At 43.4% G+C, this 15,098-nt stretch carries 14 protein-coding genes and 3 pseudogenes; 5 read left to right on the plus strand and 12 right to left on the minus strand.

Annotated features, from left to right (window positions below; genetic code table 11):
* Window positions 1–469: 469 nt before the first annotated feature.
* The 8 genes and pseudogenes from V7K89_RS08315 to V7K89_RS08350 form a co-directional block, all read right to left on the minus strand.
* Window positions 470–1,087, minus strand: a complete 618-nt coding sequence (locus tag V7K89_RS08315) for a flavin reductase family protein (RefSeq protein ID WP_335186107.1) — start codon at window positions 1,085–1,087, stop codon at window positions 470–472.
* Window positions 1,088–1,431: 344 nt separating this feature from the next.
* A complete protein-coding gene (locus tag V7K89_RS08320; protein ID WP_335186109.1) occupies window positions 1,432–1,839 on the minus strand; it encodes a YbhB/YbcL family Raf kinase inhibitor-like protein in 408 nt (135 codons plus the stop codon).
* Window positions 1,840–1,879: 40 nt separating this feature from the next.
* Window positions 1,880–2,989: pseudogene (locus V7K89_RS08325) on the minus strand (L-dopachrome tautomerase-related protein).
* A 21-nt stretch (window positions 2,990–3,010) separates the two neighbouring features.
* Window positions 3,011–3,811: an SDR family NAD(P)-dependent oxidoreductase gene (locus tag V7K89_RS08330; protein WP_335186111.1), complete on the minus strand. Its 801-nt coding sequence runs from the start codon at window positions 3,809–3,811 to the stop codon at window positions 3,011–3,013.
* A 500-nt stretch (window positions 3,812–4,311) separates the two neighbouring features.
* Window positions 4,312–6,744 (minus strand): glycoside hydrolase family 65 protein, encoded by a 2,433-nt coding sequence (locus V7K89_RS08335; RefSeq protein WP_335186113.1) that lies wholly within the window; start codon window positions 6,742–6,744, stop codon window positions 4,312–4,314.
* Window positions 6,734–6,949, minus strand: a complete 216-nt coding sequence (locus V7K89_RS08340) for a hypothetical protein (RefSeq protein ID WP_335186115.1) — start codon at window positions 6,947–6,949, stop codon at window positions 6,734–6,736. The genes V7K89_RS08335 and V7K89_RS08340 overlap by 11 nt, the downstream gene beginning before the upstream one ends.
* Window positions 6,950–6,977: 28 nt before the next feature.
* Window positions 6,978–7,328: a PfkB family carbohydrate kinase gene (locus V7K89_RS08345; RefSeq protein WP_335186117.1), complete on the minus strand. Its 351-nt coding sequence runs from the start codon at window positions 7,326–7,328 to the stop codon at window positions 6,978–6,980.
* A gap of 433 nt (window positions 7,329–7,761) precedes the next feature.
* Entirely contained in the window at window positions 7,762–8,232 is a 471-nt protein-coding gene (locus V7K89_RS08350) for a hypothetical protein (protein ID WP_335186119.1), read from the minus strand.
* Between the two features lie 655 nt (window positions 8,233–8,887).
* On the opposite strand from V7K89_RS08350, the gene V7K89_RS08355 reads away from it, so the two are divergent.
* The 3 genes and pseudogenes from V7K89_RS08355 (at window position 8,888) to V7K89_RS08365 (ending at window position 10,944) form a co-directional block, all read left to right on the plus strand.
* Window positions 8,888–9,073 (plus strand): hypothetical protein, encoded by a 186-nt coding sequence (locus V7K89_RS08355; RefSeq protein WP_335186122.1) that lies wholly within the window; start codon window positions 8,888–8,890, stop codon window positions 9,071–9,073.
* A 28-nt stretch (window positions 9,074–9,101) separates the two neighbouring features.
* A pseudogene (locus tag V7K89_RS08360) lies at window positions 9,102–9,932 on the plus strand (SDR family oxidoreductase); the annotation flags it as partial.
* A 460-nt stretch (window positions 9,933–10,392) separates the two neighbouring features.
* Window positions 10,393–10,944 (plus strand): alcohol dehydrogenase catalytic domain-containing protein, encoded by a 552-nt coding sequence (locus V7K89_RS08365; RefSeq protein ID WP_335186124.1) that lies wholly within the window; start codon window positions 10,393–10,395, stop codon window positions 10,942–10,944.
* A gap of 181 nt (window positions 10,945–11,125) precedes the next feature.
* On the opposite strand, the pseudogene V7K89_RS08370 reads toward V7K89_RS08365, so the two are convergent.
* The 3 genes and pseudogenes from V7K89_RS08370 to V7K89_RS08380 all read right to left on the minus strand — a co-directional run.
* Window positions 11,126–11,233 (minus strand): annotated as a pseudogene (locus tag V7K89_RS08370) (transposase); the annotation flags it as partial.
* 77 nt (window positions 11,234–11,310) lie between these two features.
* A complete protein-coding gene (locus tag V7K89_RS08375) occupies window positions 11,311–12,357 on the minus strand; it encodes a FecCD family ABC transporter permease (RefSeq protein ID WP_335186127.1) in 1,047 nt (348 codons plus the stop codon).
* Entirely contained in the window at window positions 12,354–13,373 is a 1,020-nt protein-coding gene (locus V7K89_RS08380) for a FecCD family ABC transporter permease (RefSeq protein ID WP_335186129.1), read from the minus strand. The genes V7K89_RS08375 and V7K89_RS08380 overlap by 4 nt, the downstream gene beginning before the upstream one ends.
* 502 nt (window positions 13,374–13,875) lie before the next feature.
* Between V7K89_RS08380 and V7K89_RS08385 the strand changes: the two genes are divergently transcribed.
* Window positions 13,876–14,100 (plus strand): hypothetical protein, encoded by a 225-nt coding sequence (locus V7K89_RS08385; protein WP_335186131.1) that lies wholly within the window; start codon window positions 13,876–13,878, stop codon window positions 14,098–14,100.
* An 80-nt stretch (window positions 14,101–14,180) separates the two neighbouring features.
* On the opposite strand, the gene V7K89_RS08390 is transcribed toward V7K89_RS08385, so the two are convergent.
* A complete protein-coding gene (locus tag V7K89_RS08390; protein ID WP_335186133.1) occupies window positions 14,181–14,477 on the minus strand; it encodes a 2OG-Fe(II) oxygenase family protein in 297 nt (98 codons plus the stop codon).
* A gap of 41 nt (window positions 14,478–14,518) precedes the next feature.
* Between V7K89_RS08390 and V7K89_RS08395 the strand changes: the two genes are divergently transcribed.
* On the plus strand, window positions 14,519–14,806 hold the full coding sequence (locus V7K89_RS08395) for a hypothetical protein (protein WP_335186135.1): 288 nt from the start codon (window positions 14,519–14,521) through the stop codon (window positions 14,804–14,806).
* Window positions 14,807–15,098 lie beyond the last annotated feature (292 nt).

Consider the following 15,098-nt stretch of genomic DNA (forward strand, 5'->3'; position numbering starts at 1 on the left):
AAATGCTCTGAATGCGGTAACTAAAAAAGACATTATTGGATGGTTCACCCACTGCTGTTACTATATTGCACCCAACTGAGAACCGCTATATTACCCCGCAAGGGGACTTTCCACTTCCACTTAGGGTCAAGTTCTCCAAGTTATCCGCCAACACCCAACTCACGGAAGACTTGACAAAATCTGTACCTACATTTAAGTCTTCAGTACTACTCCAAGTTCTTGAAGCGTAACTCAAAACTGACAAGCTTGCTGCTGCCGCCAGTCGAGTAGAGAAGCAATCAGCGCCTCCTTTTTCAAATCCTCATTCATTTTTTGAGGTAGTCCCAACTCACTGGCAAGTTTTCGCGCAGCTCATAGGGTTAAATTTTTGATATTGTCGATAGTTAAAGTTTGATTTTTCGGCGCTTTCAGCTTTTGATAGCCATAACGGTGTATTTAAATTCTTCGACATCACCCCACCTTTTCCTAATTATAGCTTTGGAGTTTTCATTTCAAATAATTCCCCAATCTTTGTATACTCAACTGACCCACCTAAGCGCGTAATCGGCTGCATCCCTACAGTATCAACTAACCCCAAATCTTGGCGGTATAGGTCTTCACGCACATGAAATCGTAAAACTCGACCTAATACCATCACATTATTGCTTCCTTGGACTGGAACGATTTGTGTGACTTTACACTCCATTGCAACAGGTGAGCTTTCAATCCGTAATGGTCGAACATCTGTAGCAGGAATAGCTTTTAAGTTTGCTTTTTCAAACTCGTTAACTCCATAAGGAAATTCTGTTCCTGTTTGAACCATTGCTCCTGCCAGTGTTTCATCCACTACATGACACACAAATTCATCAACTTCATGAATATTGCGTAATGTATCTTTTTCTTTCGGCTCACGTCTATGGTATGCGATCGAGAACATAATGGTTGGTGGAAAACCAGCGACTGCATTGAAAAACGAATATGGGGCGAGATTGGGAATTCCAGAGATACTAATTGTAGACACCCATGCAATTGGCCGAGGAGCAACGATACTTGTCAACAGATAGTAAGGAGCAGGGTCTTTCATTTCCTGCGGCACAAATGACAACATAAAATTCTGTAATCTGGCGGTTAATTGAGAGTAGTCAGTGAATCCCAAAAAATAAATTATTCCAGTTGAAGTTGTTTGTTTTTGCTAAATCCATAAGCTATAAGGCTTTTGAGTATAAGGGTGTTGAGGTTGCACGGTCAAAAGTAAGAACTTATCGAAGAATACTTATAAATTAACGCTTATCCCCAACACTCCACACCCCGCCCTTATAAGGGTTTCACGTTTACAAGAGTGCCATTCGGCTCTGCATTTATATTATGCAGCTTAAATGCTGATTAGCTTACTACTTTTGCTCATAAACTCCAACCAGCCGCGCCTGTTCAATTACATGGTCAGCGATCGCATTAAGATAGTTGCTCGCGGTTCATATTTGGCTTTAGTCCAAGCTCTGCATTTAGAGCATACAACCAAAAATAGTAATGGTGAAGTCCATGCCCCTGTGGTGGAGCAGGCCCGGTATATCCCGGCTGATCGGTACTATTCACGCCTTCAGTAAATTTACTACCACCCCCTTCCGCAATCTGGTTAATTGTTTGCCCAATGCCATAGATTAGCCAGTGAGTAAACCCCTGTGGTAGGGGTGCATCCGGGTCATGGCAGATGAGTGCTAATTGCTGGGTTCCGGCTGGTAGCCCACTCCATTCCAAAGGAGGTGAGATGTTTTCACCGTCGCTGGTATACTGTTTCGGGATATGTTCTAAAGAAGTAAATGCAGGGCTATGAATCTGTAAATCCTTGATATTCAATACCATTGTGTATTTCCTTTTGCAACAATCAGCTGCATCGAAGAATTTATCGCAACAGGACAGGTTGAGCATTAATGCGAATGCGGAAGAGGCTATAAAGCTTCTGACTTAAATCGCGCCCCTTTTGGTAGCTTGCTTGACGGTGCAACTGGTTAGCTGTGACGTAAAGATAACCATCTGTTGCTACTGAAAGGGTATCAGGCCAAAGGAGGCGAGGATCGTGTACTACCGTTTCCCATGTTCCATCAGGATGACGACGCACAATTGCATTGTGTTCATAGTTAGTTGCATAAATACATCCGTCTGCATCTGATTCGAGTCCATCTGCACCGCCGCCTTTATCTCCCTCATCAATTACCGTTGCAGCAACAGCATGATCGTCGCTCGCTCGATCTACAAGAGCATCAATCGCAACACTGTAGAGACGACTAGCAAGGGGACAGTAATACAGGCGTGATCCATCTGCATTAATCGCAATTCCATCAGCCCCCATTTTGACGGGTTTGATTGACCCGTCTGGCTGACGTCCCATGAATGGGCGACCCTCAACCACAGGCAGAAAGCTCGATAGTTCTTCAGCTTTTGTGGAAGGATGATCGTGCAGTCTGCGCCAGCTTTTGTCAGATGCCAAATCGACGACAATAATCCCGTTCGCTCCTTGATCTGATGAATCGGTAATGAATGCTGTACCCTGTACACCACGCCGCAAGTTAAATCAGACATCATTAAGGTAAGTCGTCGGCAATGCTACATCTTGGGGAAAGAGAATCGTTTTGATGACTTGATTGCTTGTTAAATCAACGCAAACCAGCTTGGGACTACCGTACTGAGTCGGTTGGAACATTGGGCTACCAGTATCGAGAATCCACAGGCGATCGCAGGGATCAACCACAATACTTTGCACAGATACAAGCGTTTGTGCAAGATTATCTGAGTTTGTGCGATTAATTGCCTCATTGGGATAAGCCACCGGACGACCATCTTGGATTTCTGCCACCGTGAATGCAACTTCATCACCCCACTTCGGAAAATTGACAAAGATGCGTCCTTGATGAGATACCGTTACACCTGTAGGCATAGCACCATCAAAGTAGACAACAGGTTCCAGTGTACCTAATATTTCATCTGTCGGTAACTTCTCCAATTGACTGACCATAAGATTTTTCTTTGCTTACGATTAATTGCTAGCCCCTCCTGGCTCAGTGAGTTTACGGTGCAGTTCAGCATTAACTGTATCTGGCAAAACCTTGCTGATATTGCCCTGAACTTTGGTTTTTAATGAGCCTGCAACGAGGTCATCCTTACCTGCCATCAGAGCCTCAAACCCCTGTTTAGCAACAATAGCTGGGTCATCCTTCTTGTCTGCACCCGCCTTGGTATCATCCATTCCGGCTCGGTGAAAGAAGTTTGTATCCGTTGGACCAGGCATAAGCGCTGTGACTGTTACACCCGTGTCTTTTAATTCGTTGCGAAGTCCTTCTGCAAAGGAGTGAATAAAGGCTTTCGAGGCTGAATACACCACCTCAAATGGGCCAGGCATGAGTGCAGCAATTGAGGATGTGAAGAGAATTTTGCCGTTACCGCGATCAACCATATCCTTGACTACCCATTTGGCGAGATGAACCGATGACACCACATTTAGGTCGATCAGATTCAGTTCCTCCTTTAGGTCAGTCTCAGTGAACTTGCCACCAACCCCAACTCCGGCATTAATGGCGATCGCTTCCACTGGTCTTCCAATGGCTTGAATTTGGCTAATTAGGGTTTCGACTCCATTGTATGTGGCAACATCCGCCTGTACGGTTTCAACAAAAGCACCTAGTTCTTCAAAAGCACCAGTCACTTCATTGATGCTAGATCCGGTGGCTGTGACAACCAGATCAAAGCCATTTTGAGCAAACTGTTTGGCGAGTTCATAGCCGATACCACTTGAGGCACCCGTTACAACAGCCAGGGGACGGGTCAAGGTCTGATTCATAATGTTCAAAACTCCTAAATTACTTTACTTGTAATAGCTGACCACAAACGGTTTGAGGCGAATGGCACGAAGATAAGGCAGGAGGCAGGAGGAAAAGAAAATAAAAACCATTACGTCTTGCAGCACAAAGATTTCATAACTCCTACCTCCTGCCTCACCCCAACAAATAGCTTTTCTTAGTGCTATTCCGGTCTGAGGCGATTACAAGCTTTCGACTCATACTATCGTACGGAAGCAGTTGTGCGATCGCGTCTTCCTAGTGAAAGATAACAACTGAATATTTGAGAGTCATTATGAACATCTATCTACCTCTCAAGCTCAGAGTTTATTAGACTTCTTGCATGAATCAATGAGCTTTCACCCTAAATCCTTCTCCCAAGCTTGGGAGAGGGACTTTGAAATTGGCTCCCCTTCTCCCAATTTTGGGAGAAGGGGTTGGGGGATGTAGCAAGATCCCGCAGGGTGGGCGAATTTTGCATTTGTACAAGAGGTCTATTCCTTCAATGGCTTTTAACTGAGGAAACCGGATGTAGCAGGTTGAAAGTGATTGAAGTACCAGGTTGTAAATCCATCACATTACCCCAGCAAACAATTTGAACGGATGATAAGTTAATTGGCGATGCTGTTACATTCAGATGACTGTCGATGACCTCAATTTCTAAATCATTCCCTTGATGCTGAAGGCTAACGCAAAATCGGTTTAGCGAAGTTGGCAGGTATGGATCGAGACAAATGTTACTGCCGTAAGCGTGTAACCCAAGGTAATGGTGCTGAAGGAGATGGAGTGTACCTGCCATTGCTCCCAAATGGATGCCATTTTTTGTCTCTCCACTACTTGCCCCTGATAAATCGGCAAACAGTGTTTCCATGAATAGCTGCCAGGATTTTTCGCGATCGCATCTGGCAAGCGCCCCAGCATACACAAGTCGGGAGAGGCTGGACTCATGCACTGTATGCCGAAGATGATGAGCGATCGTCCGCTGCATTTGTGTCCGATTAAAGGAATAACCATTACGCTCTAGTAATGTTGTCAATTCTGTCTCAGACAGTAAAAAGAACAGCATCGCGGTATCTGCTTGCTTAGTAACCTGATAGCGATTGACATCATCTCCTTTTGCCTCCAAGATTAAATTAAACTGCTGATCGCAGAACGGTTGCACATCAAATTCTTGCAAGCGATCAAACCCTTCATACTGGCTTAAAATACCGTCGTCTTGAAAAACTACGCGCATCTTCCGGCTGACAATATCCCAATGTTTGATTTCTTCTTGACTCAGGTTGAGGCGATCGCAGAATTCACGACAACAAGAAGGTGGCAGTAAATTGAGGACTTCTTGCATTCGACAGAGCGTCCAAACTGCCATGACGTTGGTGTAGGTATTATTGTTGATACCGGGAGTTTTGGCATCTAGATAAGCGGTGTGATATTCATCAGGCCCAACCACACCGCAAATTTCGTAGCGATCAAGGTCAGGATTATAGGTTACAATACTCGCCCAAAAGCGGGTAATCTCAACCATCATCTCTGCCCCGTAGTCCATCAGGAAGGCAAGATCGTTCGTCAGGTTGTAGTAGCGCCACAGATTACAGGCAATGATAGCGTTAATGTGATGCTGTAAGTTTGTGTGATCGCGCATCCAATGCCCTGAAAGCAGGCTGAACTGAAAATGGGGTGTTTCTTCACGTCCGGTACTGGCACTGCGCCAGGGAAACATTGCACCTTTATAGCCATGTTGACGGGCAAGAATTTTTGCTGCACTAAGGCGACGGTAACGATATAACAGCATCGAGCGCGCGATTTCTGGAAAGCGACAGGCAAGAAACGGTAGTACAAAGGTTTCATCCCAGAAAATGTGTCCGCGATAATCTTCGCCATGCCAGCCTCGTGAGGGAACTCCTACATCTAAATCTGCTGTATGAGGTGAAACTGTTTGCAAGATATGAAAGATATGCAGCCGTAACGTCCGTAAATTTTCCACTGGCTCAAGCTCAATATTACAGCGCATCCAGAGCCGTTTCCAGGCACATTGATGAGCAATTAGCAGTTCGGCAAAGCTGGGAGCATCCTGGATTGCCTGCCTTGTGGCTTCAGCACTTTCACTGGTCGCGTGGTCACGGGAGGTATAGAGGGCAACAATTTTCTCAATTTGGATCGTTGTACCCCGTTCAACTTGAAGCTGCAACCTTTCGCCAATTTGTGCAGTTTCGCGATCAACAGTTCGGGGCAAATTTACTTCATGACTACCCACAAAAACACGGGTACGCGCCGCTACAGCTATCTCGATTCGAGACTGCTTGGTTCGCACCATCAACCAGATGCCTTCTGGTTGAATGGTTTCAGTTCTTAATGGCTCCAGATGTTGCTGATTGTAAGGTTCATAGCGTTTAACATTGTTGTTTGTCACCTGTCCGTCGATCGCGGAACGAATTTCCATTTCACCCGACCAGTTTTCCGCGGTTAGCTGAAGTTGCAATCCAGCAAGATGGGGTTGAGCCATACTGACAAACCGTTGCTCGTGTAGCGTTGTTTGTCGCCCCTGCCAATCGCGAAATTTTATCTGACGATGCAGAACTCCGCCTTTAATATCCAGGGTTTGGCAGTAAGTCAGAATTTCAACCGCATCAATAGAAAACCAATTTCCGCCATCAATGCGAAATGTTAGCGGCAGCCAGTTAGGTAAATTGACAAGCGATTCATCATCGGACGCTTCACCTTCAATACATGTTACCAAGCGGTTATAAAGACCTGCTCGGTAGGTTCCAGGATAGTGGATTTCGTCATCTGTCACCTCGATCGCCGCCGCACGAGTGACAAAATAGCCATTGCCCAACGTACAGAGTGCTTCCCGATGGCCTTCATCTTTTGGATCGTACCCATCAAAAACAAGGCTCCAAGCTTCTTTGGAGTCATAAGTGTTGTGATCAGAGAACATAATGGGGTGTGAGTTGTTGAAACATGGAATCAATTTCTAAGCGCGTTGGATAGGCTGGTTGAGAACCATACCGGGTTACGGTGACGTGGGAAGCCGCCGTTGCAAAACAGGCAGCATTAATCGCAGGTTCAACAATGAATGGCGCAATCTCGTAATCGACTACCAGTACTGAATCAGAAGCTGCATTGGCGATCGCATCTTGCACAGTGGCAATATCTTCCTTTGCCCAGATGTTATTTGCATTTCCAGCTAAAATAATTCCCTTTTTGCCATCGGGGGGGTACGGTAATCATGGAAACACCCGTTGGTTTGCCCTTGATCGCATGTACATATTTCAGGTCTACCTCAATCTCCTGCAGAGGTTTGAGCGCCTGTTCTGCCAGCGTATCAGCACCGACATGAGCAATGAGTATAGCAGGAAGACCGAGTTTGTGAGCAAGATAGGCAACATTAGCTGCCTTACCTCCACTCAGTTGAAGAAAATCACTAGCAAGGAGCGTTTCACTTAAGTCTGGACGGCGATCAACTCGTACCTGAAAATCTGCATTAATGCTGCTGAGAGATATGACGCTTCCTTGATTCATAATGTCTTGTGTCGTTAGAATTCGATCGTTAATCTCTCAATAGAGATTGTCAATTGCCAGACTGCAAAGACAATCTCACTATTTGCATTAAACCGTTTCCTAACAAGATAAGCATCTAGCTTAAGTCAATGCTTTATTTAGTGCGTAGGCGTAGCCCGTCGTAGACATCGCTGCTTACAATTCCTATCAATACAAGCATTTAGCTTCAGTCAACTCTAAAGCACTCACGAGCGCAAACTGCTACTTATACCGATTCTGATTTAAGCCAAAAGGTAGGTACTTCTTTAGGGTCTGCATTTATGCTAAAGAAATCTGTGAACTAAAAGAAACTGCCACTCAATATATTTTGTAATGAGTCCGAAAAAAACAATCGTCTTTGATATTCTTAATACTTGCTTTCGCTCTACTACCTTGGGTAGATTGAATGTTTGCTTTAAAATTTCAGGTTTACAGTGACACCTAAAATACAAAGACAGATCCACCCGTAGATAAAAACAACAGGAACGAGTTTGGCAAACTTAAGGCTTTCTCTCTGTATTATGTCTGTTCTCTGTTCAACTTCTCTGTAAAAGCTAGACTTTACCTTTTCGTATGCCCTTTTTATCTTAAAATCCTTTAAATCTTCATTTTGCAGCACTTCATATTCCTTAACTCCCCATTTATTGATAATGGCGATCGCTCCATCAATAGAAGGCTTTATCAGTATGGAGGTAATAATGCCAAGTGTAGGAAGTATGAAACCTATGCCTAACCTAAAATAGACATTGGAATTACTCATTCCTGACGAAAAGGCAATGATTAGAAACGATTGACAGGTTACATACCAACTCACTCGCTGTCCTAATAGGCTAAACTCGTGTCTAGTCTCTGCACGGTAATACTCTAGTTTCGTCAAGTTATCCATTTTGACTTTCATTACCTATCCAATACTTTAACTTAAGACGCTTTACTTGGTGCTTCATTCTAGTTATAGATAAAGCACGAAATCGTTCCAACAAATAAAACCTAAATGAAACAAAGTATACCTAGCTAAATTTTTGTATTGAAGTTTCATTAAGCATTAATCTAGATACCTTTGCTCTCTTGGGAATTTTCAATTACTTTAAATCAATTTGTATTCGGAAACACACAATAATAAATAATTTAAACCTAATCTCATTCTGTAGTTAGAGGTTGGATAAAAGGATACATAGTTAATTATTAACTAGTAAGAACAAAGAATTAAACAACACGCGTAAGAAGCATTAGAACAGATGCTGCGCTAGTTGCTCGAGCAAGAGCAGCTATACAAATGCACTGTAGTTTTTTTACTCAAAACCGGGTTGAAAGGAGAGTTAATGACCTCACAGAACCTACAGTCACAAAGACCAAAGCCGCCGTTTTCCGAACAACAGCAACAAGTGCCGGAACTGTTCTTCCATGGCACTTTGCTTTGATGCCAATTTCTATCAGTCTCATTGCAGATGCTTCGGCTAAACCTGCCCTAGCATTTGCGGATCTGCCGAGAACCTGCTTTCAAATCAATTCAGCAGAGCGAAATCCAAGTCAAGAAACTCAGTATGGAACAAAAAAATATTTTCAAAAAAGCCTCACGCCGTCAAGTTCTCGGCGGGCTATCCATTGGCGTTGTCGCAGCGCAAGCGGCACCAGTCTTCGCACAACAAACATCTACCCCAACAAATCAACAAGTGACAGACACCCAACCAGGAAAAACCCAACCAGTCTGTCAAGCAGAACCCAGTTAAGCAATATCCGAGTCCGCCTTTTTCGCAACAACCGCAGGAGCCACCCGGTCTTGCCAGCAAAATGACCCCGCGACCCGATCACGGTGAGACAAGTTATCAAGGTTCTGGACGGCTAGTGGGACGCAAGGCGCTCGTCACAGGCGGTGATTCTGGCATTGGTCGAGCAGCAGCGATCGCCTTTGCACGTGAAGGTGCTGATGTTGCGATCAACTATCTCCCTGCCGAGGAGCCAGATGCCCGCGAGGTCATCCAACTGATTCAAGCAGCAGGACGCAAGGCGGTGGCGATTCCAGGCGATATTCGGAATGAAAACTTCTGCAATCAGCTTGTCGCTAATGCCGTACGCGAACTCGGCGGACTCGACATTTTAGTCAACAATGCTGGTAAACAACAGTCTGTTGACTCAATTCTCGATCTCACGACCGAGCAGTTCGATTCAACGTTCAAGACGAACGTCTACGCGATGTTCTGGATTACCAAAGCTGCCGTACCGCACCTCAGTCCCGGTGCAAGTATCATCAATACCTCCTCAGTCCAAGCCTATGACCCTAGCGAAAACCTGCTCGACTATGCCCAAACCAAGTCGGCGCAGGTCGCCTTTACCAAGTCACTGGCAAAGCAGCTTGCTAAAAAGGGCATCCGTGTAAATGCGATCGCGCCTGGTTCTTATTGGACACCGCTCCAGGTCAGTGGCGGTCAACCACAGAGTAAAGTCGAGAAGTTCGGCGGTGACTCACCGATTGGACGGCCTGGACAGCCAGCGGAGCTTGCCCCCACCTACGTGCTCCTTGCCTCGCAAGAGTCAAGCTATGCTACCGGACAAGTGTATGGCGCGGCGGGTGGAAGCGGAAATCCTTAATCCCTAGTTATTCTATAATGATTTGATTGGGTTAGTAAGATGGCTCTGTCGAAAGCGATCGCTACTAACTATCATCTTGCTAAAAAGTTTACTATTGCTTCTAGTCTTTTTACTTGATATTTATCCAGATTTTATATCCTTCTAGAGGATGATAAGAAACTATAGCAATGTCGATACTATAAATTTTGAGTACGGATGTAATGTAGTTCAAAATAAACTTAATTGTTGGCGAAAATTATCCATTAAATAGTTGAAATTTGATACCAGATTTATTACTAGAGCGCATAATCGTTTTCGGGGATTTTCTAGTAGCTAAAAATTCCAGCTATGCGATTTGTTTGGTTCTGAAATATAAATTGTCATAAGTCAGGAGTATTTACAATGAAAGCAGTTGTTTTCCACAAAATTGTAGATATTCGATTAGATAACGTACCAGAACTTCAAATTAAAGAGCCAACAGATGCCATCATTCACCCACCTAACTTATAGCGCAATTTGCAGCACAGATTTACACATGATTCGGGGAACATTCACAGGAATGAAACTCGGTATAATTCTGGGACATGAAGGTGTTGGAATTATTGAAGAGATTGGCTCCAATGTGCGGAATTTGAAAGTAGGCGATCGCGTTGTCGTTCCCTTAACAATTGCTTGCGGCTACTGTTCTTACTCCCGTATAGAATATCATGCTCAATATGATAACGCCAATCCCCACAGACATAATGCCGGGACAGCCTTTTTCGGAGGACCAGAAGCAGCTGGCCTCTTTGATGGATTGCAGGCAGAATATGCCAGAATTCCCTATGCTAATACAGGGTTTATCAAACTACTAAAAGAAGTTACAGATGACCAAGTAATTCTTCTTTCTGACATCTTCCCTACAGCATACTTTGGAGCTGATATTGCAGAGATTACACCAAGAGATATAGTAGCCATCTTTGGTTGTGGTTCCGTTCGACAGTTTGCCATTGTCAGCGCCAGACTGTTCGGTGCAGGACACATCAATTGTTAAAAGGTATAGCCTTGGGATTAAAGCTCAAAGAAAAGTGAATTGGGGCTTTAGGCTTAGTTTTTAAGTACCATTCCAGCTTCATGTGGTAAGCGATCGCTGCGCCAAAGTATTGGACTGAAGGGTAATTTTCAGTAAACCAAAAAGTTTTTCCCAAAGAGCGATCACGGTTCTTCGGTTACTTTTATGGAGAATTAATAGAAAAGTGCCAGTTTAATAAACTGCGTAATCGAAAATTGCTAAAGTTACGAAAGCCATACCCAAGTCTTTTAATTAACTTGAGTTTATTATGCTTGAACTGCCTATAGGGTAGTACAACAAAGCGAGTTTGATTTAGTGGAGCGACACTGACCACCTAATTTCTTTCTCTTATACTTGTCGCCGCCGCCTTTGATACATTAAATAGATAAAATAAGGCGCTCCTAAGGCAGCAGTTAGTAAACCACAGGGTAATTCTGTTGGAGAAAATAAAGTCCTACCTAAAAAATCTGCTGCTGCTAGCAACAATCCTCCTATCAAGGCGGCGACTGGTAGTAAATTTTTATGTATTGATCCAACAAGGGAGCGTGCCAAATGAGGAGCCATTAATCCAACGAAGCCAATTGTACCTGCGATCGCTACACTTGCTCCAGCTAGCGCCACACTCACTAACAATAATTTGCTTCTTTGCCATGTGACTCGGCTACCGAGTCCTTTAGCTACCAAGTCACCCAGTTGCAGAGTATCAAGTTCCCGCGCCAGTAGTAATGCCAAGGGAACAAAGACAACTATCCAAGGTAGCAGTTGCCAGACTTGCTCCCAACTTTTACCAGCAACACTACCTGCCAGCCACACCAGCGCTCTACTGACGTCATTGATTTGACCGAAAGTCAACATCAAAGTAGTAAAAGCTCCCATAATTGCTGCTAGTGCTACTCCTACCAACACTAAGCGCAGAGGTGATTTTTCTCCTGTGCCAGCTAGCAAGTAGATGAGACAGGCCACAACAAAAGCACCACCAAAGGCTGCTAGGGGCAAATACATACTGGGTACAGCCGGGAATAATACAATCAAAGTTACCGTTGCTAAAGCTGCACCTGCATTTACTCCAATGATGCCAGGATCGGCTAAAGGATTACGTGTCAATCCTTGTAAAATTGCACCAGCAACTGCCAAGCTCACTCCTACCAACCAAGAGATTAACACTCTAGGTAAACGCAAGGTAACAACAACAAAGGGAGATTCTGAGTCTCTTGTTGGTAAACCAACAACAGCTTTCACTATATCTGCTGGTGGGACAGGATAATCTCCCAAACTAAGGCTCATCCCCAAGACAGCAAGGGTAAGTAATAACAACAGCAACAATACTCTAGTTACAGGCTGGTTGCCGAGTATTAAATTTTGAATTTTGAATTTTGAATTTTGAATTGTTGTCATCCTCTCTTCACCTGCCAACGCACTAGATACAACAAAAAGGGCGCTCCTAACATTGCTGTCATTACGCCAACAGGTAATTCTTGGGGTCTAATTAACCAACGGGCTGCTAAATCTGCCCATACTAGTAAATCTGCACCAAACACAGCTGCACAAGGCAATACCCAACGATAATCAACACCCATCACTCCCCGCGCCAGATGGGGAACAACCAGACCGACAAAGCCTATAGGCCCTGCTAGTGCTACAGCGCTACCCGCTAATATGACAACGCTCGATGCTGTTGCCAACTTGATCCAACCTGTTTGCTGACCTAAGCCTGTAGCTACTGACTCTCCTAAGCTAAGGACATTGATTTGTCTACTCAAGGCAAAAGCTGTTAATAATCCTACTATCATCCAGGGCAGCACAGTTAGAAAGAGATTGAAGTCTCGTCCTGCTAGAGAACCTGCTAACCAGAAGCGGACTTCTTCAAGAGTTCGCTCACTTAAAATCAGTACACCTGTGGTAATTGAAGATAGCAAAGCAGTTAGGGCTGCACCTGCAACAGTCAAGTTTAATGGTGTTGCACCCCCTTGTCCCAGAGAACCAAGGGAATAAACTGCGATCGCTGCTAACAATGCTCCCAAAAATGCTACAAGGGTAATCAGGGCGGGTGTTGATGTACCCAAGCCAAAGACTATTACTACCACTGCTAAGGCTGCACCTGCATTGATTCCCAAAATACCAGGCGCGGCTAAGGGATTTTGGGTGAGTCCTTGCATTAACGCCCCAGCTATAGCCAAACTAGCACCGACCATACTTGCAATCAGTGTACGCGGTAAGCGCATTGAGCGAATGATAATATGTTCATTGGAATCATCATAGTTAGTAAATGCAGTAAGTATTTTGGCCATGGGAATGTCAGCCGCACCATAAGAAATACTGGCGAAAATACCTAACAATACTACTAAAATACCTATACCTAAGCTCAAAAGGCGAATGTAGTATTTTTCGGGGTGACAAATATTTGTGTTCATGGATAATCAAGATGCTTAGATAAACTTGAGTTGAAATTTCATGAGATTCTTCGCAGTACTTTAGTAAATACTTTGAGTAATCAGCTTTGGGTTGGTAACTCACTCAGATAGTAAATAATCAAAATGTGGCTTGATTCTAAGTAATAATTCATTAATTTGTAATAAAATTTACTTATTGAAAAAATTAAGTTAATTACTCCTTCAATAAAAAATTAGATAAAATGGTCATAAAAGATTATCTTTCAAACTTTATAGCTTTGTTAATGCAATTTTTGACTATTGTGGTTTTTGTCAAGGTTCGTGTAGCCAAAATCAATATGTAGCAAATATAGTAATTTGTAATTAATTATACAGTTTCTAAGATTTTACCAGTTAAATTGGTAAAAATGATATCCTAACAAAGTAAAATATTTTTACTGGTCACTACTTGATAAGTAGTAAACTTTCAAACTTCAATTCATTTAGTTGTCTGTAACCTGCATTTATTACTTCGACTTCCACCATGAGTTCTTTGGAAATCGCAAAGGAACAGAGAGCTAAAGAAGCCTCTGCATTGAATTTGACTGGTTCTGGTAGTGGTGTTGCCATTAGCAACAGTATTACTGGTAATGGGAGTAGGACTGGCAATGGCAATGGCATTATTGCGATCGCCTGCAATAGGCACATAAAAGCATTATCGGCTGTTCAACATCGCTTAAGTATTTGCATGAGTAAATTCGGATGGTGATCGCCAACTCCAAAACTATCACTTGTGCGATTGCAAATCATTCCTGAAAAACTAAACTCATACACATGAAAAATAAATATCTAAGATTCTGGTGCCCAAAAGATCATGTGTAAACTTAGGCGGTCTTGGGTTGCATTTAAGGAAATAAGAGAAACCATATGCCAGGAGCGATCGCAACGTACAATAACAACTGAGTATTGCGGCAGAGGTGTCACTTCCTTTACCACTGATTTGGTTTGATTGTCATTAAGAATCTGAAAACACCCTCTCCACCCTGGATTCCATCCTTCACTCAAGTAAAGAATATGTGTAACATTTTTTAGCTGGTGATCTGTATGGGGACGATTCCAAAAACCTGGGCGATCGCTTCTGAGCAATCCTTAGAAATAGCCAATGGTTAAACTCAAGCTTCATCTGGATGCAGATACCTCAAGTAAATCGCTGTATTCAGTATTGGGGACATCAGGTTGAGTTTATAAAATGGCTATTGAGCGAGTGTATTCACGATGATTATCTGCCTGAAGATTTGATTACCAATGAAGCAATTGCATTTTTGGCAGAACGATTGACGACTCCATTGCAAATTGAACATTATTTGCAGAGGGCTTTTGAAGACGCTTATCAAGCAACAACAAAGCCTGTCACCCAGGACAGGGGCATGGCGCTTTGCCAGATAACGTGCTATGGGATTGTGTTCAATGGATAATGTAATTTTCAGAATTTTTTGAAGATTGCTATCGGCTAAAGGCAGTTGCTCAAAGAAAAAAATTCTCCATCATTTGGCGGCAAAATACTCACCAATTTTTGGCACGACTTGCGATCGCAGATCATGCTCACTACAAGCTTGATTGATTGGTCTTTATCGTGATGCCATTGCCAAGCAACTTTTCCGACCACCTCCTGAGAGGATGTTTTAAAAGTCCAAGAAAGTAAAAACTCATGCGAGTCGTCGAAGCATAATACGTATCATCGCAATATAAATAAAAGTCTCGGAGGTT

Source organism: Nostoc sp. (assembly GCF_036917515.1).
In the GTDB taxonomy this organism is placed as follows: domain Bacteria; phylum Cyanobacteriota; class Cyanobacteriia; order Cyanobacteriales; family Nostocaceae; genus Nostoc.

Excerpts from the sequence above, each read along its gene's own strand:
- V7K89_RS08320 (WP_335186109.1), bottom strand. The coding sequence starts at position 1,839 with ATGGTATTGAATATCAAGGATTTACAGATTCATAGCCCTGCATTTACT.
- V7K89_RS08315 (WP_335186107.1), bottom strand. The coding sequence starts at position 1,087 with ATGTTGTCATTTGTGCCGCAGGAAATGAAAGACCCTGCTCCTTACTAT.
- V7K89_RS08375 (WP_335186127.1), bottom strand. The coding sequence starts at position 12,357 with ATGACAACAATTCAAAATTCAAAATTCAAAATTCAAAATTTAATACTC.
- V7K89_RS08355 (WP_335186122.1), top strand. The coding sequence starts at position 8,888 with ATGGAACAAAAAAATATTTTCAAAAAAGCCTCACGCCGTCAAGTTCTC.
- V7K89_RS08380 (WP_335186129.1), bottom strand. The coding sequence starts at position 13,373 with ATGAACACAAATATTTGTCACCCCGAAAAATACTACATTCGCCTTTTG.
- V7K89_RS08365 (WP_335186124.1), top strand. The coding sequence starts at position 10,393 with ATGCCATCATTCACCCACCTAACTTATAGCGCAATTTGCAGCACAGAT.
- V7K89_RS08345 (WP_335186117.1), bottom strand. The coding sequence starts at position 7,328 with ATGAATCAAGGAAGCGTCATATCTCTCAGCAGCATTAATGCAGATTTT.
- V7K89_RS08395 (WP_335186135.1), top strand. The coding sequence starts at position 14,519 with ATGCAGATACCTCAAGTAAATCGCTGTATTCAGTATTGGGGACATCAG.
- V7K89_RS08330 (WP_335186111.1), bottom strand. The coding sequence starts at position 3,811 with ATGAATCAGACCTTGACCCGTCCCCTGGCTGTTGTAACGGGTGCCTCA.
- V7K89_RS08385 (WP_335186131.1), top strand. The coding sequence starts at position 13,876 with ATGAGTTCTTTGGAAATCGCAAAGGAACAGAGAGCTAAAGAAGCCTCT.
- V7K89_RS08335 (WP_335186113.1), bottom strand. The coding sequence starts at position 6,744 with ATGTTCTCTGATCACAACACTTATGACTCCAAAGAAGCTTGGAGCCTT.
- V7K89_RS08350 (WP_335186119.1), bottom strand. The coding sequence starts at position 8,232 with ATGGATAACTTGACGAAACTAGAGTATTACCGTGCAGAGACTAGACAC.